The sequence below is a fragment of the Caballeronia udeis genome (assembly GCF_001544555.2).
Lineage (GTDB): Bacteria > Pseudomonadota > Gammaproteobacteria > Burkholderiales > Burkholderiaceae > Caballeronia > Caballeronia udeis.
In genome coordinates, this window is record NZ_FCOK02000001.1 from 38,207 (window position 1) to 56,328 (window position 18,122).

The window sequence follows — 18,122 nt, forward strand, 5'->3', positions numbered from 1 at the left end:
TCGTGAGCCTGTTACAACACAGCGACTCAATCCGCCGCTTACTCCGATTCCCGTACTTCCAGTTTTTCTACACCACGCATGTACGGCCGCAATACCGCTGGTACCGTCACCGATCCATCCGCGTTCTGGAAGTTTTCGAGCACCGCAACGAGCGTGCGCCCGACCGCCAGCCCCGACCCGTTCAACGTATGAACAAATTCGGGCTTGCCCTGCGCATTGCGGAACCGCGCCTGCATCCGGCGAGCCTGGAACGCTTCCGTGTTCGAACAGCTCGAGATCTCGCGATAGGTGTTCTGCGCCGGCAGCCAGACTTCAAGATCGAATGTCTTCGACGCCGAAAACCCCATGTCGCCCGTGCACAGCGTAATCACGCGATACGGCAGTTCAAGCTTTTGCAGGATTGCTTCGGCGTGTCCGACCATTTCGTCGAGCGTGTCGTAGGATTTCTCCGGCGACACGACCTGCACCATTTCCACTTTATCGAACTGATGCTGGCGGATCAGGCCACGTGTATCGCGGCCATACGAGCCTGCTTCCGAGCGGAAGCAGGGTGAATGCGCAGTGAGCTTCACCGGCAGCGCAGCGGCTTCGAGAATGCTTTCCCGGACCGTGTTCGTCAGCGAGATCTCAGACGTTGAAATCAGGTATTGCGTGACCGTGTTTTCTTCACCGCCCTTCTCCACCCGAAACATGTCGTCCGCGAATTTGGGTAGCTGCCCCGTGCCGACCAGAATCTCCGGATTCACGATATACGGCGTGTACGCTTCCGTGTAGCCGTGCTGCTCGGTGTGGGTGTCGATCATGAACTGGGCAAGCGCGCGGTGCAGCCGCGCGATCTGACCGCGCAGCAGGGTGAAACGCGCACCGGAAAGCTTGGCGCCGGTCTCGAAGTCGAGGCCGAGCGGCGCGCCAACGTCGACGTGATCCTTTACTTCGAAATCGAACGAACGCGGCGTGCCCCAGCGGCGCAACTCCACGTTTTCCGTCTCGTCGCGGCCAACCGGCACGCTTTCGTGCGGCAGGTTCGGCACGCCGAGCATCAGGTCGGCGAGGCGCTTCTGGATGTCGTCGAGCTGTGCCGACGACGCCTTCATGGTGTCGCCAATACCGCCCACTTCCGCCATCACGGCAGCGGTGTCTTCGCCGCGGCCTTTCATTGCACCGATCTGCTTCGACAACGTATTGCGCCGCATCTGCAGTTCTTCGGTCCGCGTCTGGATCTCGCGACGTTCTGTTTCCAGTGCCGCAAACGCAGCGACGTCGAGGGTGTAGCCGCGTTGGGCCAGGCGCTGGGCAACAGCGTCGGGGTCTTTGCGCAGAAGTTGAATATCGAGCATGGCAGGGCCGGTTCTTAGTAGGTGCGAATCCGCGATTTTAGCTCAGCACCGGAGGGTTATTGGCGCGCGGTGGCCGCGTTAGCCGTTCGGACTGACGTTCGGGGCGTTTTCCGTTACAGAAAACCCTGTCTTGAAATTAGTCGCCACTCCATTCATCAACGATGCCGCTATACGCGGCCGCGATCACTTCTTCGCGCCTTTGTTTTCGCGCCGCCATTGCGCGTCCATCTCGGCCAGCCTCGCCATCTTCTCGCCGATCTTGCCTTCCAACCCGCGCGGCGTCGGCTCGTACCAGTGCGGATCGCGCATGCCGTCCGGCAGGTACGTTTCGCCCGCCGCGTACGCGTCGGGTTCATCGTGGGCGTAACGGTATTCATGCCCGTAGCCCAACTCCTTCATCAGCTTCGTCGGCGCGTTGCGCAAATGCACGGGCACTCCGCGCGACTGATCCTTGCCGACAAACTGCCGTGCCTCGTTGTAGGCCCTATATCCCGCATTCGATTTCGGCGCGACCGCCAGGTAAATCAGCGCCTGCGCCAGCGCCAGTTCGCCCTCCGGCGTACCCAGCCGTTCATAGGTTTCAGCGGCGTCGAGCGCAATGCGCCCGGCGCGCGGATCGGCAAGACCGATGTCTTCCCATGCCATCCGCACGATGCGCCGGGCCAGATAGCGTGGATCAGCACCGCCGTCCAGCATTCGACAAAACCAGTAAAGCGTCGCGTCCGGATTACTGCCGCGGACCGACTTGTGCAAAGCGCTGATCTGATCGTAGAACGCGTCGCCGCCCTTATCGAAGCGACGTAAATTCTCGGCGAGCGCGCTGCCCAGCAACGGCCCGTCGATATTCGTCGACTTCTGCTGCGCCGCCGCCCGCGCAACGATCTCGAGATTGTTGAGCAGCTTGCGGCCGTCACCGTCGGCGGAACCGATCAGCGCATCACGGGCATCGTCGGTAAAAGTCAGGCCGCCCAGTTCGCCCTGCGCCCGGTCCAGCAACTCGGTGAGTTCGCTTGCGTCGAGGCTTTTCAGCACATAAACGGCCGCCCGCGACAGCAACGCGCTGTTCACCTCGAACGATGGATTCTCGGTCGTCGCGCCCACGAATACGAACAAGCCCGACTCCACGTGCGGCAAGAACGCGTCTTGCTGGCTTTTGTTGAAGCGATGCACTTCGTCGACAAACACCAGCGTCTGATGCCCGTTCGCCCGATGAATCTGCGCCAGTTCGACCGCCTCGCGAATGTCCTTCACGCCCGACAGCACCGCTGACAACGAGATGAATTCAGCGTGAAACGCCGCCGCCATCAGCCGCGCGAGCGTGGTCTTGCCCACGCCCGGCGGCCCCCAGAGGATCATGGAATGCGCTTCGCCGGACTCGAACGCGACACGCAGCGGCTTGCTGGCGCCAAGCAGGTGTTTCTGGCCGATAACCTCGTCGATAGTGCGAGGACGCAGACGCTCGGCAAGCGGAACATTGGCACGGTTTTCTTCGAACATGGCGCTCTGGAGGGTTTCCGAATAAGTCTGGGTAAAACTGGATAGTGCGCAGCAAGAGCCAAGACGGCGATAATCGTGCGCTTTTCGAGACAGACGCCGTCACTGCTTCAAAATCGACGTTTCGCTTCGACAAAACGCAGATCGAGCCGTAGCACTAGACGCAATGGGTGATTATGACAGCCGCGGCACACTCGAAGAAGCGTGCATGAACCGGGCCAAGCCCTACAGATAAGGACGAAACGCGAATGGGACAAGGGAACACAGCGGGGAACACTCCGGAGAATACTGCGGGCACGGCCGGCGAAACCGGCGCATCGACCTATGCGCCGCTCCTGCCGGTCCCCGCCGCGCGCCGTGCGTTCGGCACGTCGGACGCCTTCGCATTGTGGTTTTCACTCGGCATCGGCTTGCTGGTGGCGCAGGCCGGCGCGCTGCTCGTACCGGGCATGTCGCTGCCGCATGCACTCGCGGCCATCGTGATCGGCACGGTGATCGGTGTGGTCTTGCTGGCGCTCGCGGGCGTGGTCGGCACGGACACCGGCCTGGCGGCCATGTCGTCGCTGCGCCCCACACTCGGGTTGCGCGGCGCGTCCGTGCCCGCTGTGATCAACGCGGTGCAGCTGGTCGGCTGGGGTTCGTTCGAAATCATCGTGATGCGCGATTCCGCCGATGCCCTCGCCAAACAGTCATTCGGCCTCTCCATGCCGCTGATCTGGACCCTGATCTTCGGCGTGCTGGCAACCACGCTCGCAATCACCGGCCCCTTGTCCTTCGTCCGGCGCTTCTTGCGTACGTGGGGAATCTGGCTTCTGCTCGGCGGCGCGGGCTGGCTGACCTGGAACCTGCTGGCGAAACAAGACTTTGGCGCGCTGATGAACCGGCCCGGCACGGGCGACATGCCGTTCGGCGCGGGTATCGACCTCGTGGTTGCCATGCCGCTCTCGTGGTTGCCGCTGATCGCGGATTACACGCGTTTCGGCCGCAGCGCGGGCGGTACGTTCCGCGGCACGCTGTTGGGCTACGGAATCGCAAATATCTGGTTTTATGCGCTGGGTGCGTTCTACGGCCTGGCGGCCGGCGGCGGCGATGCGCTGCTGACCGTTGCACTGGCTCAGGCGGCGGGCGGGATTGCGCTGCTGCTCATTCTCATGGATGAGATCGACAACGCTTTCGCCGATATCCATTCCGCCGCCGTTTCCACCGGTACGTTCTGGGCACGCGCGAGCGTGCCGTTGCTGTCGGCGGCATTCGGCGCGTTATGCACGCTGGTCGCGCTGCTCGTGCAGATGGGCAAGTACCAGAACTTCCTGCTGCTGATCGGCTCTGTGTTCGCGCCGCTATTTGGCGTGGTGCTGGTGGATCACTTTATCGTGAGAAAACGCCGTGTTGAAATCTCCGCGCTCACCGATCCGCGCGGTCCGTACAGCTTCTCGGGCGGTTGGCACGTGAGCGGGTTTATTGCGTGGGCGTTGGGAATCGCGGCGTATCACGCGATCAATCAGTGGCTGCCGAATCTGGGTGCAACGCTGCCGGCGCTCGTGGTGGGCGCGCTGGCTTATCTCGCGTTAGTCGGGGGTCGCCGGGAGCAGAGACAGTCGTCGGCGACTTAAGCGGCGCTCGAGCGAGCGTCTGGGCGTGAGGGCCGTCAGATCCTCACGCCTGCATCAGCAGTCGGTACTGCGTCAGCCGTTGATGACATCCGCGCCCTTCGGCACGATGAACTTGAACTGATCGGGTTTCAGCGGCGGATTCTTCTCGATATTCGAGAACGTCAGCAAGGTGACGTTGCCGAATACGTCATGCAATTCCATCGCTTCGAGATTGCCGTTCTTGAAGCCGATACCGACCTGCTGGAATTGCGTGTCCTGCGCTTTCGGCGTCAGTTCCAGCCAGTCGATGCCATCCTTCACGCCCGCGTCGCGCGACGTGAAATTCTTGTCGAGGTCGTTGCTGCCGAAGAGGATCGCGGCCGGACTCGCGCCCAGCGCGTTGCCCAACGGCCGGATGGTGACCTGGTTCAGGTCTTTGTCGTAGACGTAGAGCTTGTCGCCGTCTGCCTGCAATACCTGCGAATAGGGTTTGTCGTACGACCAGATGAACTTGCCCGGCCGCGCGAACGTAAACGTGCCGCTCGACGTGCCGCCAAGCCGCGCGGCCATGCCCTGCGTAGCCGATGCCGCCTTGCTCGGCGCCTTCACCTCACGCTGGACGAAGTCGCCATGCGCTGAGTGAACCTGCGCAATAAACGCCTTCAACTGCTCGGTGCCGCTCGCGAAAACCTGCGATGCCAACAACAAGGAAGCGCCGAAAACGACGGCTTTAACGCTGCGCACTGTGTGGTTACCCGACCTCAACGTTGCTCTCAACGCCGACCTCAAAACTGACTGCATATAAAAAACTCTCCAGATAACCTTATTCAGCTTCACGCGCCGGCGTGAGGATTTCGCGATTGCCGTTCGATGACATCGCCGAAACGAGCCCCGAATTTTCCATTTGTTCGAGCAGCCGTGCTGCCCGGTTATAACCGATCCGCAGATGCCGCTGCACAAGCGAGATCGACGCGCGCCGGTTCTTGATAACGATTTCGACAGCCTGGTCGTAGAGCGGATCGGCTTCGCCTTCTCCACCGCCCGCACCTGCACCACCTGGCGCGCCGTCCTCACCATCGCCCAGCACGCCGCCTTCAAGAATGCCTTCAATGTAGTTCGGCTCGCCGTGCTCCTTCAGCTTGGCCACCACGCGGTGCACTTCTTCATCCGAGACAAAGGCGCCATGCACGCGCACGGGCAACCCTGAGCCCGGCGGCAGATAAAGCATGTCACCCATGCCCAGCAGCGATTCCGCGCCTTGCTGGTCGAGGATGGTCCGCGAATCGATCTTCGACGACACCTGGAACGCCATCCGCGTGGGCACGTTGGCCTTGATCAGACCGGTGATCACGTCCACCGACGGCCGCTGCGTGGCAAGAATCAGGTGAATGCCGGCCGCACGCGCTTTCTGCGCAATCCGCGCGATCAGCTCTTCAACCTTCTTGCCGACCACCATCATCAGGTCGGCGAGTTCGTCGATCACGACCACGATGGTCGGCAAGCGGTTGAGCGGTTCCGGTTCGTCCGGCGTCAGGCTGAACGGATTGGGGATCTTCTCGTCGCGCTTGGTGGCTTCGTCAATCTTGTTGTTGAAGCCCGCAAGATTACGCACGCCCATCTTGCTCATGAGCTTGTAGCGGCGTTCCATCTCGGCCACCGCCCAGTTGAGCGCGTTGCCGGCCTGCCGCATGTCGGTGACGACCGGACAGAGCAGATGCGGAATGCCTTCGTAGACACTCATTTCGAGCATCTTCGGGTCGATGAGGATCATGCGGACTTCGTCGGCGGTGGCTTTGTACAACAGCGACAGGATCATCGCGTTGATACCCACCGACTTGCCCGAGCCCGTGGTGCCCGCCACCAGCAAGTGGGGCATCTTCGCGAGATCGGCGCATATGGGCTTACCGCCAATATCCTTGCCGAGACCCATGGTCAGGGGCGAAGCGGCATCGGCATAAACCTGCGAACCGAGGATCTCGGACAGACGCACCGTCTGGCGGCGCTGGTTGGGCAACTCCAGCGCCATGTAATTCTTGCCCGGAATGGTCTCGACCACACGAATGGAGACCAGCGACAGCGAGCGCGCCAGATCCTTCGCCAGCCCGACAATCTGCGAGCCCTTCACACCCGTGGCCGGCTCGATTTCGTAGCGCGTCACGACCGGCCCGGGATACGCGGCCACCACCGCCACTTCCACGCCGAAGTCCTTCAGCTTTTTCTCGATCAGACGAGACGTGTATTCGAGCGTATCGGCGGAAATGGTTTCCTTCACTTCCGGTGCGGCGTCGAGCAAAGCCAGCGGCGGCAGCGTGGAATCGCCGGGGAGATCGGTGAAAAGCGGCACCTGCTTTTCCTTCTCCACACGAGCCGATTTGGCCGGCGCGACCGGCGGCACGATCATGACCGGCTCCTGCTCCTCGATCTTCACGCGCCCGCGCACCACCTTGCCTTCGCGCTTCTCCGCCGCGGCTTCACCCAGCTTGCGGTCACGGCCGGCCTCACGGCGCATTCTCGCGCCGGTGATGGTGGCCATGATGGCGTCGCCGGTTTTTTCGCAGACCGACAGCCAGGAGAAATTGAAATACAGCGACAAACCGATCGCCAGCGCAACCAGCAGGAACAGCGTCGCGCCGGTGAAACCGAGCGCGTGGGACACCCCGTGCGCGACCGCCTCGCCAACCACGCCGCCCGATGCATATTGACGCGGCATCTGCACCTTGAGCGACCACATGCGCAACGCCTCGAGACCGTCGCTCGCGGCCAGCACCAGCACGAACGCGAACGCCTCGGCGAGCCAGGTGCGGTCTTTCGACGGCGCCTCGTCAGAGTCAGCCGCCTCATGATTCGTAATACGTCGATAGTTCGCGATGATCTGCCGCACCAGCAGCACGACCCACCAATAAGCCGAGAGCCCGAACAAAAGCAACAGGATGTCTGCTGTCCACGCGCCCACGCGGCCCGCCCAGTTGGCGATCTGGTCGACTTGCGCGGCGTGGGTCCAGCTTGGGTCGTGGCGGCTGTAGCTCACCAGCGCCATGAGCAGGAACACGCCGAGCGCGACCTGCAAGATCCATCGAATCTCGGTAAAAAGGCGCGACATGCGGTGCGGCAATGCCTGCGCGCTTGGAGAATAGGTAGCTTTTGCCATTGATCCGTAAGGCTTTCTGACCCGCCACATGGGGTGCGCCGGGTCAACAGGTTTAATGACGCATTGTAAACGCTGCGTTGCGATGATCGGGCAAAATTGGTCTGCGGTTTCACCCTGTAACACTCGTGTTACAGGGTGCAGGCCCCGGAGCGTGCTATGGCGGCCATTGAAAGGATCACTCGGCGAGCCTTCTTCACGGCCTTTATAATGGCGAACTCGCACCTAACTACAGGTCACCGGCAGCAGTGCGTGGCATGCGGTTCGCCGCCACAAGCGACTTTCACCCGTCCGCGCGCTCAAGCCGATATGAATCGTTAACAGATCAAAGCAGATCAAAGCGGATCAAAGCGGATCAACGGTTCGGCCCTAACCACAACGGATTGCTCTCATGTCTTCGCCCAAACACGCAAAAGTGCTGATTCTCGGTTCCGGCCCCGCCGGCTACACCGCCGCTGTCTACGCGGCGCGTGCCAACCTGTCGCCGTTGCTAATCACCGGGCTGGCGCAGGGCGGTCAACTCATGACCACCACCGACGTCGAAAACTGGCCCGGCGACCCATTGGGCGTACAAGGTCCCGAGCTGATGCAGCGCTTGCTGGAGCATGCCGAGCGCTTCAACACTGAAGTTGTCTTCGATCACATCCACACCGCCAAGCTGACCGAACGGCCTATCCGCCTGATCGGCGATTCGGGCGAGTACACCTGCGACTCGCTGGTCATTGCGACGGGTGCATCGGCGCAATATCTGGGTGTGCCTTCGGAAGAAGCGTTCATGGGCAAAGGCGTGTCCGCTTGCGCCACGTGCGACGGATTCTTCTACAAGAACGGCGAAGTTGCGGTGATCGGCGGCGGCAACACGGCCGTGGAAGAGGCGCTGTACCTGGCGGGTATCGCCAAGAAGGTGACCGTGGTTCATCGGCGCGACAAGTTCCGCGCGGAGCCGATCCTGATCGACCGCTTGCTCGCGAAGGAAAAGGAAGGCCTGGTCGACATCAAGTGGAACCACGTGCTGGACGAAGTCACGGGTGACGCTTCCGGCGTGACCGGCTTGCGCATCAAATGCACCGAAACAGGCACGACCAGCGACGTGCCGCTGCAAGGCGTGTTTGTCGCGATCGGCCACAAGCCGAATACGGACCTGTTCGTTGGCCAGCTCGAGATGAAAAACGGCTACATCATCACGAACGGCGGCCTGCAAGGCAACGCAACCGGCACGAGTATTCCGGGCGTGTTCGCCGCCGGCGACGTGCAGGATCACATCTATCGCCAGGCTGTGACCAGCGCTGGCACGGGCTGCATGGCCGCACTCGATGCCCAGCGTTATCTTGAAAGCATCAACGAAAACCCCGCCGTGCGCTCGATGAGCGCCGAAGCGGAACGGTAAGCGGCTGGACGCGCGGCGCGGCCGGGTCGACACAACGACACGAAGTTCCGCGCCTGCTGAATACGCCTCAGTTCACGGGGACAAAGAAACGCCGGCCGCGATCCTCTGGATCGGCCGGCGTTTTCGTTTTGAGGGCGGGCGAAAACGGCTACGAAAATATCCTCGGCGCCGATTTTTCCTCTTCCCATGTTAAAAAGGGTTTCCGGAGCGGCGTAACTCGTATGTCGCCGCCGTGCATCTTCTTCTGCCGTGCAATGCCAAAGAACCTGCCCCATCCGAACGAACCCAAGCTGAAACGCCAGCGCGACGCCGCGTCGGCGTCGAATACCGCTGCCGCCGCGCCAAAGGTCGCAGCGCCAACGGCGGAGGACGTGTCGGCGGCCTTGAAACGCGACGGTCTTGCCGGGCTCGGTGTGTTGCGCAGCTCACTCGAGACCGCTGCGGTCAAACGCAAAATACAACGTGCCGCCGCCGTGATGGCCGAGCGCGAAGCCGTGGCGGACGCGGATGTGTTCCGTCGTTCCATCGGTGAGGTGGAACCGCTGAAAGTCCCGCCCCGCATGCCGCTGCCGCGCGTGCCGCCATCGCCGCTGCCGCTACAGACGCGCCTCGACGAAGAAGCCGTGCTGCACGAAGCGCTCTCCGACGAATACGACCCCGAAAGCCTGCTCGATACCGACGACACCCTCTCCTATTGCCGCCACGGCGTGCGTCAGGAAGTGGTCCGCAAGCTCCGGCGCGGCGCGTGGATCGTACAGGCGCAACTCGATCTGCACGGCATGCGGCGCGAGGAAGCACGCGAGGCGCTGTCGGAATTTATCCGCGAATCGGTGAAACGCGGGCTGCGCTGCCTGCGCGTGATCCATGGCAAGGGACTGGGGTCGATCGGACGCGAACCGGTGCTCAAGGGCAAGGTGCGCGCGTGGCTTGTGCAGAAAGAGGAAGTGATCGCGTTCTGTCAGGCACGGCCGCATGACGGCGGCGCGGGCGCCGTGCTCGTGCTGCTGCAGCCGGGCAGTTCGCCGCAGTATCACGGTCATCCGCAGGACCGGGGTCCCCGGCCCCATGGCGATCAAGATTCGGACCACCGGCGCGACCAGCGAAAGGGGTCGTAACCGTGCATCCCAGGCTCACGCTGGCCATCTCCATCATGGAGGCGTTCGCGATCTTCGCGTATGCGATCTCCGGGTTGATCGAAGCGAGAAAGCGCCGGCTGGATGCCGTGGGAGCCTTCCTGGTGGCGCTCGCCACCGCTTTTGGCGGCGGCACGATGCGCGATGTGCTGCTGTCGCGCCGGCCGTTTTACTGGGTCCTGCATCAGGACTACGTGATCGTCATCTTCATCATGGCGATTTTTGCGCCGTTCCTGCTGCGCACGACCACGCGCCTGTTCGACCAGCGCGCGCTGCTGATTGCCGACGCCATCGGACTGGGCCTTTTCAGCATTTCCGGGACCTCGATTGCGCTTGATGCGGACATGCCCGCGTTCACGGCGGCCATGATGGGCGTGGTGACGGGGGTGTTCGGCGGCATCATGCGCGACGTGCTGTGCAACGAGGTGCCGTTGATCCTGCGCGATTCGCGCCCCTACGCGGTATGCGCGTTCGCGGGTTGCTGGCTGTATCTCGGACTCGACTGGCTGGGGCTGCAAGGGGTGTACAACGTGCTGATATCGACCGCATTTGTCTTGATCGCACGGCTGGTCACGCTCAAGCTGAACGTCCGCTTGCCGCACTGATCCGTGCTCGCCGCGGGATCGGGCGGGAGCGCGGCCACGGCCTCGCCAACACGCGCCAGCGAAAGCCGCCGGCTATTTGCTACAATCTCTCCTCGATTTTCGCCTTATTTCCGGCATTGCATTTACGTCAACTCGTTACGTCAACTCCACCCCAACGGTCGATCGACCCGCAGACTGAACATGAACATCGAGCAAGCGCGTTTCAACATGATCGAACAGCAGATCCGCCCCTGGGATGTGCTGGACCAGGACGTCCTGAACCTGCTGTCGATCGTCAAGCGTGAAAACTTCGTTCCGGCCGCGTATCGCAACATCGCGTTCGCGGATCTCGAAATTCCGCTGCCCGCCGGCCAACACATGCTGTTTCCGCGAGTCGAAGCGCGGGTGCTGCAGGAGCTGGCCGTGAAAAAGCACGAAGTCGTGCTCGAGATCGGCGCCGGCTCGGGTTACATGGCGGCGTTGCTCGCCGCACGCGGCCGTTCGGTCACCAGCGTGGAAATCGAGCCCGAACTCGCGAAGCTGGCCGAAGAAAACCTGGCGGCGAACGGCGTGTCGAACGCGCAGGTCGTGCTCGGTGACGGCGCACTCGGCTGGAAAGAAAGCGAACCCTACGACGTGATCTGCGTCTCGGGCGGCCTGCCGGTCATGCCCCAGGAATTCCTCGATCAGTTGAAGATCGGCGGCCGGCTGGCGGCGTTTGTTGGCAATGCGCCGGTCATGAAAGCGCAGATCATTACGCGCGTGGATGAAAAGCAATTCCGCGTCGCCGATATTTTCGAAACGCTGATCCCGCCGCTCAAGAACGCCGTGCAGCCGTCGCGCTTCAAATTCTGACGCGACCCTGGTTTCAGGTTCGGACTCGCGCTCCTTTTTAGCAGTGAGTCCGAAGCCGCATGCTTCATCAGGTTTCATCACGTTGCAAGCTGCACGTTTGTTTGTGCGGGTAGCACCAGCGGGCCACCTGCTCGCTGTCGCTAACCACTTTCACCGGAATCCCATGCAAAATCTGTCCGCACCCGAACTGGCCGAATGGCTCGCCGATACATCGCGTCCCGCCCCTGTCCTGCTCGACGTCCGCGAACCGTGGGAAATCGAAACCGCCAAGCTCGCCAACATTGTCGCCATCCCGATGCGCGATATCCCGGCGCGCAGTGAAGAACTGGACGACGAAGCGCAGATCGTCTGCATCTGCCACCACGGCGCCCGTAGCGCGCAAGTCGGCATGTTCCTGGAGTCCCGCGGCTTTACGCACGTGTTCAACCTGTTCGGCGGTATTGACGCATGGTCGCGTCAGGTCGATCCGGCCGTGCCCACGTACTGATCCGTCCGCGTTCGCATTCCCGTTTTGCCCGCACTCTGCCGGTCCTGGACGAATCCCATGCACCCGATGTACACACTCGCGCTATGCAGCATAGGTGCCGGGTTTGCATGCTCGCCCGCCTCGGCGGTGAGTCTCGATCAGCTCTACGACGAAGCGCTTGAAACCGACGCGCAGCTCCAGAGCGCGCGTTCCGGTCTCACCGCCGACAGCGAGCAACTGCCTCAAGCGCGCGCGAAACTGTTGCCGTAGCTCTCGGCCTCGGTGACCGCCACCGAGCAGCGAACGGAACTCGGCGGCGGTTTCCCCGCGTCGTCCGGAAACAGCAACGGTTACACCGTTTCGCTGACGCAACCCCTCATCAACGTCGCGAGCTGGCAAGGTTATCAACAAGGCCAGATCGCCCTGACATCCGCTCAGGCGCAATTCGCGGCGGCCCGTCAGGACCTGATCGTGCGGCTCGGACAGGCGTACTTCGACGCTCTTTCGGCGCAGGATAGCGTCGCGATCGTGCGCTCGCAAAAGGCATCGATTGCCGAGCAGCTTGAATCGGCGAAACGCTCATTCGATGTCGGCCAGTCGACCATCACCGATACCAACGAAGCCCAGGCCAAATACGATTCTGCGATCTCGCAGGAAATTGCGGCGCAGAACGATCTCGAGGTGAAGCTGGCGGCGCTGGAGCAGATCGTCGGGCATCCGGTGACGCGGGTGGATGGCCTCGCGCGCGGCGTGACGCTGCCGCCGCCTGTTCCCGCCGACATGCAGCAATGGGTCGATCTGGCGCGCGACGCGAACTATCAGGTCGTGCTCAAGCAACTGGCGGTTGCGAATTCGCAGCGCGAGACATTGAAAGCGAAGGCCGGTCATTATCCGACGCTCGATCTGGTCGCGAGTTACGCGAAGAGCAGTCTGGGCGCAGCAGGCGCTGGCAACTTCGGCGGGAATTTCGGCGGCGGTTTTGGCAGTGGCACAAACACGCTTGTACCGGGCGTGCCGGCCGCTGCGGCCGAACTGGGCAATTACGGCGCGTATTACACCAATGCGACCGTCGGCGTACAGCTCACCATTCCGCTATACGAAGGCGGCGCGACGCAAAGCCGCGTGCGCCAGACACTGGCGCTGGAAGACAAGGCGCAAGCGGATCTGGACGCAGCGCGGCGTTCGGCGGCGTTATCGGCGCGACAGGCGTTCTTGGGGGTATCGAGTGGACTTGCACAGGTCCGCGCGCTCGAAACCGCTGAACAATCGGCGCGGACGTCGCTTGAATCGAATCTGCTGGGGTATCAGGTTGGTGTGCGGATCAACATCGACGTACTCACCGCGCAGGATCAGCTCTTTTCGGCACGGCGCGATCTCGCGAAGGCCCGCTATGACACGTTGATCAATTCGCTGAAGCTGAAGGCATCCACGGCCAGCCTGACCGACAGCGACGTGCTCTCGCTCAACATGCTGCTCTCGCCTGCCGACGATACCGCGCTGACCGCTTTACCCGTGGTGCCAAGCGTGCCGTATCCTGGCGCCGCGGCACGTAAAACCAATGCAGTTGGCCGCCGGTCGATGCCGCAATAAAAAACCGCGGGCTTCTTTCGCATCAGAAAGAAGCCCGCGGTTTATCCAAAGCCCGCAAAAAAAAAATCAAACCACGTTCATAGCCAGTGCGCTCTCTCGATAGTGCAGGCTTGCCTTTTCGCTATCGCCGAGTTGCTCATGCAAACGCGCCAGCGCCCGATGCGTGCGAATCTTCAACGGTTCGTTGTCCGCAAGCTTCAATGCCGATTCCAGGAACGCCTGCGCCTTGCCCCACAACTGCTGATGCAAGCACAACCGCCCAAGCGTGAACATCAGGTCCGCGTCTTCGGTGCGCTCCTTCTGCCATGCCTCGGCGCGCTGGATCAACGGCAATGCGTCGCCCGGCGATGCGCAATCCGGATACCGCCGCAGCAGCCGCGCGTCCCAGTTGTGATTCAACGCTTCTTCAACAATCTTGCGTGCGTCGTTCCTTCTGTCCAGCGCAATCAGCAATTCGGCGGCAAGATCGGCCAGCCGCGGCGACTGCCGTTCGGTCGCCGATAACGACTGCCAGAACTCCAGCAACGCGTCCGGGTTATGACGCCGGTCACGCAGCAGATTTTCCGATGCGACCTGACGCAAACGCACCGCGACCGCCGGATGCAGCGCCTCGCGTTTCTCCAGCGTCTTGACCAGCTTCAGCACTTCGCCCCAGTTCTTCAACTGCTGCTGCGCGCGCAACGCAATCTGCTGCGCATGCAGACGCCGCCCGCCTTGCGCCTGCATCTCGGTCAACGCGACCAGCGCGCCGTCCGCGTCGCGGCCATCGGCACGCATGTCGGCGGTGGCCATCAAACGCGCGTCCTGCCAGTCGCTGTCCTGCACCTTGGCGAGCCATTCGTCGCGACGCGCGTATTCGTGCATCTCGTGCGCCGCCTTCGCACCGATCAGCCCGGCGGCACCGGCGTTTTCATCGACGCTCAAGGAATCGCGTGCCGATTTCTCCGCTTTCGAAAAACGTCCCGCATACAAATGGCCGATAGCATCGCGCAACGCGGCATTCGCCTTCGCGAGCCGCGAGCGGGTCCGGTACGCCGACACCCGTTGCGGCATTTTCAGCACGCTGCGAATGGCGCGAAGCACGGTGTAGATCACGATGAACGACACGACCAGCGCCACCACGAACAGATTCAGCGATATATCCACCCGATAAGGCGGCATGACCAGCAGCACCTGTCCACCGTCGAAGACGCCGACGAGCGCCAGGCCCGCGGCTGCCGCGAACAGCAGCACAAACCAGATGAGTCCGCGCATCGTCATCATCCGCCTCGCTTGAACTGGTGGACCGCCGCGAGACTCGCATTCAGATCAGGTACGGTAACCGCAAGCGACGCCTGGTCGACTTGCTGCAGGAGCGTACGAACCGCCTTGACCTTGCCCGACGACTGATCGAAATACCGGCCAAGCGCGGTGTCGGCGGCATGAAGATCCGACTTGAGCGAGGGTTCGCTGCGCGACAACAGCGACAAGCGCGCCGACAACAAACGCAGCTTCACGTTTTCGCGCACGAAATAACCCTGATCCGGCGATGCAAGCATGGCGTCGGCGTTATCGATACGACGCACCGTCACCAGGCTCGACAACTGCTGCCCAATACCGCTGGCAAGCTGCTGCAGCCATACTTTCCAATACGGCTGGCCGGTCGCGGCTGCAATGGACGCGGTGTCGCGCGGGGTATCGGCATGGGCCGTTGGCTGCGCGATCGGCGCTTCGCCCGCCAGCGGCAGGGAGTCGATCTGATCGATTGCGGTATCCAGCTTGATGGCAAGGCCGGTGAGATCGGTGGACGGGGTTGCGCGCAGCTTCTCCATGTCCTGCGCGATGGCCTTGCGGATCGTCACGATCTGCGGACCCGTAGTCGCGGCCAAGCGCGTATCCGCGCTTTGCAGTGCGAACAACGCAAGCTGGACGTTACCGGTGAGCTGCAACTGCTGGCTTGCACTCGAGAGGATCTGTTCGACTTCAGCCAGCGTCCAGTCGTCGCGATTGCTCGCCAGATCCTGGTATTGCTGTTGCAGCGCCTGGCTTTGCGCCTGCGCGTCGGTGAGTTTGCCCTGGAACTGGATGATCTGCGTATTGAGCGCCTGCACGGAACTGGCGGCCTGATCGGCCTGGGCGCGCAAGGCGTCCGTTTGCGTGTCGTTCGCCTGCAGACGTTGCGCGAATTGCGCGTCGCGCTGATCGAATTTGCGGTTGAGCATGAAACCGCCCACACCCGCGACCACCACGACGATCAACAGCACCAGCCACAGCAGTGCAGTGCCCGCGCCGCCGCCACGCTGTTTCGGCTGCGACTCGTAGGGCGTGAACGGCGTGTTCGGCGGGATCGACGCCGGGGGCGGTGTCGACGTGGTGGACTGCGGGGCGGTTTTACTCGAATCGATCGAATCAGTCATGCGTGATTGAGCCGGTTGGTGAGCCGGCGTTGAGGCCGGCCTGGAACCCGTCGGCGCGGACTCCTGGTTGGTTTGACTGGATTGGCTGAACGGCGCTGCCGTCGAGGCCTTGTATCCATGTTCTTGCGCTTTTGCAACCTGCGCGTCCGGTTCTTGTTGTTTCGCTGTGTCTTCCGTTGCTTCCGTTGCTTCCGTTGCCGCGGCGAAGATGCCGGTGAGTGCCTGCACGATACGCTCGTCGCCGGCGCCGGACACCGTAATCCTATCAAAACCCGCTTGCCGCGCGGCTTCGGCAATACGCGGATGCGGGCTCACGAGCGGTGCAGCTTTGAGCGTCAGGGTTTCATCGACAGTGAGATGTTCCCGGGCAAGCTCTTCAAGATTGCGTACGCCTTCCGAGCTTGTCAGCAGCCACGCGTGCGGAACGCCCGCGAGCAGGGCGTGGATGCGCTCCCAGTCACGCATGGACGGTTCCGGCACGATCCGCCGGTACGCCGCCACTTTCTCGACCTTCGCCCCCGCTGCGCTCAACGCGTCCGCCAGCCACTCGCGGCCGCCGTCACCGCGCACGATCAATACGCGTTTGTCCTTGAGACCGTCGGGGCCGAAATGCGCTTCGATAGCGGCATACAGCGCTTCGGAATCGTAACGGGGGTCCGTGGGTGTTTCGGTCACCGTTGCGCCGGCCGCCGGGCTGACGATGGTATAGGCCGGTGGCGCCACGCCTTGCCGCGCGAGCGCAGCCACGCTGCCGGGTCCGACCACGCCAATCGCGACGTGCGAAGGCCACGCGGAACTGAGCGCGGTAAACGCGTGATCGATGGCATTCGGCGACACGAACACGACCAATGCAAACCCAAGCTCAACGGGCGCATAGAGCTCGTCGAGCGCCGCACGCAGCGGCGCGACGTCGGCTACCGGACCAATATCGATGAGCGGAAACTCGATTGGCTCGAAACCGGCGCGCGCAAGCAGTGCCAGCAACGCGGCCGACTGGCCCGAAGGACGCGTGACGACAACAGCCGGTCGCTGCGCCGGCCGTCCCGATGAATAAGCAGATCCCCGAGCGCTCGCCATCAGTCGGCAGGCGAGGCAGCGGGAGGAATACCCGCGCCGCTCGCGGTACTCAACTCACGGACGATGTCCATTGCGCCCTGTGCTTCGAGTTCGGCCGAGACACGGCGGCCGAGATCCAGTGCGGCCTGCACGTCAGCATCCTGTGCGGAACCTTCGGCGCGCAGGACCCGCGTGCCGTCGACAGTCGATACACAACCACGCAGATGCAGCACGCCGTCGCGCCAGTCCGCATACGCGGCGAGCGGCACTTCGCAACTGCCGCCGAGCGAGCGCGACACCATCCGCTCGGCTTCGACGGCGGCGGCCGTCGCTTCATGATGCAAGGGTGCAAGCCAGGCCGCGAGATTGTCGCGGCCGGCACGGATTTCAATGCCCAAGGCGCCCTGTCCCGCGGCCGGCAGGCTGGTTTCGACGGGCAGGCTGGCACGAATCCGTGACTCGAGGCCAAGGCGTTTCAAGCCGGCGGCGGCGAGAATGATGGCCGCGTAATCACCGCGATCGAGCTTGGCGAGCCGGGTATCGAGATTGCCGCGCAACGGACGGACATCGAGATGAGGGAACTGCATGCGCAGCATGGCTTCGCGGCGCAGGCTCGACGTCCCCACAATGCTGCCTTCAGGCAGTTCCTCGAGCGACGCATAGTGCGGCGAGACGAAGGCGTCGCGCGGATCCTCGCGTTCGAGGATCGTGCTCAGCGTGAAGCCCTCCGGCAGTTCCATGGGCACGTCCTTCAGCGAATGCACTGCCAGGTCGGCGCGGCCGTCGGCGAGCGCAGCTTCCAGTTCCTTGACGAACAAGCCCTTGCCGCCGACCTTCGATAAGGTCCGGTCGAGAATCTGATCGCCGCGTGTCGTCATTCCAAGGATTTTGACGTCGCAAGATGGATATAATTTGTGCAGCGCAAACCGCACATGCTCGGCCTGCCACATGGCTAGACGGCTTTCCCGCGAGGCAATGACCAGAGTGTCGGGCGGTGGCGTGGAAGGCATCTCGGAGTTCATTGCAAAGTCAATCGAATGACGGGATGGATAACAAACAATGGTAGCACGCACGCCATTGCCCAATT

15 protein-coding genes are annotated in these 18,122 nt (G+C 62.5%); 8 read left to right on the plus strand and 7 right to left on the minus strand.

Annotated elements, in window-relative coordinates; translation table 11 throughout:
* Positions 1-38: 38 nt before the first annotated feature.
* Positions 39-1,337, minus strand: a complete 1,299-nt coding sequence (gene serS / locus AWB69_RS00250) for a serine--tRNA ligase (protein ID WP_062080881.1) — start codon at positions 1,335-1,337, stop codon at positions 39-41.
* Between the two features lie 183 nt (positions 1,338-1,520).
* Entirely contained in the window at positions 1,521-2,834 is a 1,314-nt protein-coding gene (locus AWB69_RS00255) for a replication-associated recombination protein A (protein ID WP_062080883.1), read from the minus strand.
* A 245-nt stretch (positions 2,835-3,079) separates the two neighbouring features.
* Here AWB69_RS00255 and cytX point away from each other — a divergent pair, with 245 nt between their 5' ends.
* Positions 3,080-4,444 (plus strand): putative hydroxymethylpyrimidine transporter CytX, encoded by a 1,365-nt coding sequence (cytX, locus tag AWB69_RS00260; RefSeq protein ID WP_082913209.1) that lies wholly within the window; start codon positions 3,080-3,082, stop codon positions 4,442-4,444.
* Positions 4,445-4,516: 72 nt separating this feature from the next.
* Here cytX and lolA read toward each other — a convergent pair whose 3' ends face one another.
* Both lolA and AWB69_RS00270 read right to left on the minus strand, forming a co-directional pair.
* Entirely contained in the window at positions 4,517-5,224 is a 708-nt protein-coding gene (lolA, locus tag AWB69_RS00265; protein WP_062080885.1) for an outer membrane lipoprotein chaperone LolA, read from the minus strand.
* A gap of 22 nt (positions 5,225-5,246) precedes the next feature.
* Positions 5,247-7,571, minus strand: coding sequence for a DNA translocase FtsK (locus AWB69_RS00270; RefSeq protein WP_062080887.1), 2,325 nt, complete (start codon positions 7,569-7,571; stop codon positions 5,247-5,249).
* A 388-nt stretch (positions 7,572-7,959) separates the two neighbouring features.
* Between AWB69_RS00270 and trxB the strand changes: the two genes are divergently transcribed.
* The 7 genes from trxB to AWB69_RS00305 all read left to right on the plus strand — a co-directional run bounded on the left by trxB (position 7,960) and on the right by AWB69_RS00305 (position 13,583).
* The gene (gene trxB, locus AWB69_RS00275; RefSeq protein WP_062080889.1) at positions 7,960-8,955 is read left to right on the plus strand and encodes a thioredoxin-disulfide reductase; all 996 of its coding nucleotides are present in this window, start codon (positions 7,960-7,962) and stop codon (positions 8,953-8,955) included.
* 254 nt (positions 8,956-9,209) lie between these two features.
* Positions 9,210-10,070 carry a Smr/MutS family protein gene (locus AWB69_RS00280; RefSeq protein WP_062081311.1) on the plus strand — a complete coding sequence of 287 codons (861 nt, stop codon included), beginning with the start codon at positions 9,210-9,212 and terminating at the stop codon, positions 10,068-10,070.
* Positions 10,071-10,072: 2 nt separating this feature from the next.
* On the plus strand, positions 10,073-10,693 hold the full coding sequence (locus AWB69_RS00285) for a trimeric intracellular cation channel family protein (protein ID WP_062080891.1): 621 nt from the start codon (positions 10,073-10,075) through the stop codon (positions 10,691-10,693).
* A gap of 180 nt (positions 10,694-10,873) precedes the next feature.
* Positions 10,874-11,527: a protein-L-isoaspartate O-methyltransferase family protein gene (locus AWB69_RS00290; RefSeq protein WP_062080893.1), complete on the plus strand. Its 654-nt coding sequence runs from the start codon at positions 10,874-10,876 to the stop codon at positions 11,525-11,527.
* 163 nt (positions 11,528-11,690) lie between these two features.
* Positions 11,691-12,014: a rhodanese-like domain-containing protein gene (locus AWB69_RS00295; protein WP_062080895.1), complete on the plus strand. Its 324-nt coding sequence runs from the start codon at positions 11,691-11,693 to the stop codon at positions 12,012-12,014.
* Positions 12,015-12,071: 57 nt separating this feature from the next.
* Positions 12,072-12,263: a hypothetical protein gene (locus AWB69_RS49130; RefSeq protein ID WP_063977728.1), complete on the plus strand. Its 192-nt coding sequence runs from the start codon at positions 12,072-12,074 to the stop codon at positions 12,261-12,263.
* A 12-nt stretch (positions 12,264-12,275) separates the two neighbouring features.
* Positions 12,276-13,583 (plus strand): TolC family outer membrane protein, encoded by a 1,308-nt coding sequence (locus AWB69_RS00305; protein ID WP_063977729.1) that lies wholly within the window; start codon positions 12,276-12,278, stop codon positions 13,581-13,583.
* A 66-nt stretch (positions 13,584-13,649) separates the two neighbouring features.
* On the opposite strand, the gene AWB69_RS00310 is transcribed toward AWB69_RS00305, so the two are convergent.
* The 3 genes from AWB69_RS00310 to hemC are packed head-to-tail and all read right to left on the minus strand — an operon-like array spanning position 13,650 to position 18,057.
* Positions 13,650-14,843 carry a heme biosynthesis protein HemY gene (locus AWB69_RS00310; protein ID WP_062080897.1) on the minus strand — a complete coding sequence of 398 codons (1,194 nt, stop codon included), beginning with the start codon at positions 14,841-14,843 and terminating at the stop codon, positions 13,650-13,652.
* Positions 14,843-17,056 carry a fused uroporphyrinogen-III synthase HemD/membrane protein HemX gene (gene hemDX / locus AWB69_RS00315; RefSeq protein ID WP_062080899.1) on the minus strand — a complete coding sequence of 738 codons (2,214 nt, stop codon included), beginning with the start codon at positions 17,054-17,056 and terminating at the stop codon, positions 14,843-14,845. The genes AWB69_RS00310 and hemDX overlap by 1 nt, the downstream gene beginning before the upstream one ends.
* A complete protein-coding gene (hemC, locus tag AWB69_RS00320; RefSeq protein WP_062080901.1) occupies positions 17,056-18,057 on the minus strand; it encodes a hydroxymethylbilane synthase in 1,002 nt (333 codons plus the stop codon). Before hemC ends, hemDX begins: the two co-directional genes overlap by 1 nt.
* Positions 18,058-18,122: the final 65 nt, after the last annotated feature.

Coding starts and splice junctions, on each gene's coding strand:
- cytX (WP_082913209.1), top strand. CDS start 3,080: ATGGGACAAGGGAACACAGCGGGGAACACTCCGGAGAATACTGCGGGC.
- trxB (WP_062080889.1), top strand. CDS start 7,960: ATGTCTTCGCCCAAACACGCAAAAGTGCTGATTCTCGGTTCCGGCCCC.
- hemC (WP_062080901.1), bottom strand. CDS start 18,057: ATGAACTCCGAGATGCCTTCCACGCCACCGCCCGACACTCTGGTCATT.
- AWB69_RS00270 (WP_062080887.1), bottom strand. CDS start 7,571: ATGGCAAAAGCTACCTATTCTCCAAGCGCGCAGGCATTGCCGCACCGC.
- AWB69_RS49130 (WP_063977728.1), top strand. CDS start 12,072: ATGCACCCGATGTACACACTCGCGCTATGCAGCATAGGTGCCGGGTTT.
- AWB69_RS00255 (WP_062080883.1), bottom strand. CDS start 2,834: ATGTTCGAAGAAAACCGTGCCAATGTTCCGCTTGCCGAGCGTCTGCGT.
- hemDX (WP_062080899.1), bottom strand. CDS start 17,056: ATGGCGAGCGCTCGGGGATCTGCTTATTCATCGGGACGGCCGGCGCAG.
- AWB69_RS00290 (WP_062080893.1), top strand. CDS start 10,874: ATGAACATCGAGCAAGCGCGTTTCAACATGATCGAACAGCAGATCCGC.
- AWB69_RS00295 (WP_062080895.1), top strand. CDS start 11,691: ATGCAAAATCTGTCCGCACCCGAACTGGCCGAATGGCTCGCCGATACA.
- AWB69_RS00280 (WP_062081311.1), top strand. CDS start 9,210: ATGCCAAAGAACCTGCCCCATCCGAACGAACCCAAGCTGAAACGCCAG.
- serS (WP_062080881.1), bottom strand. CDS start 1,337: ATGCTCGATATTCAACTTCTGCGCAAAGACCCCGACGCTGTTGCCCAG.
- lolA (WP_062080885.1), bottom strand. CDS start 5,224: ATGCAGTCAGTTTTGAGGTCGGCGTTGAGAGCAACGTTGAGGTCGGGT.
- AWB69_RS00310 (WP_062080897.1), bottom strand. CDS start 14,843: ATGACGATGCGCGGACTCATCTGGTTTGTGCTGCTGTTCGCGGCAGCC.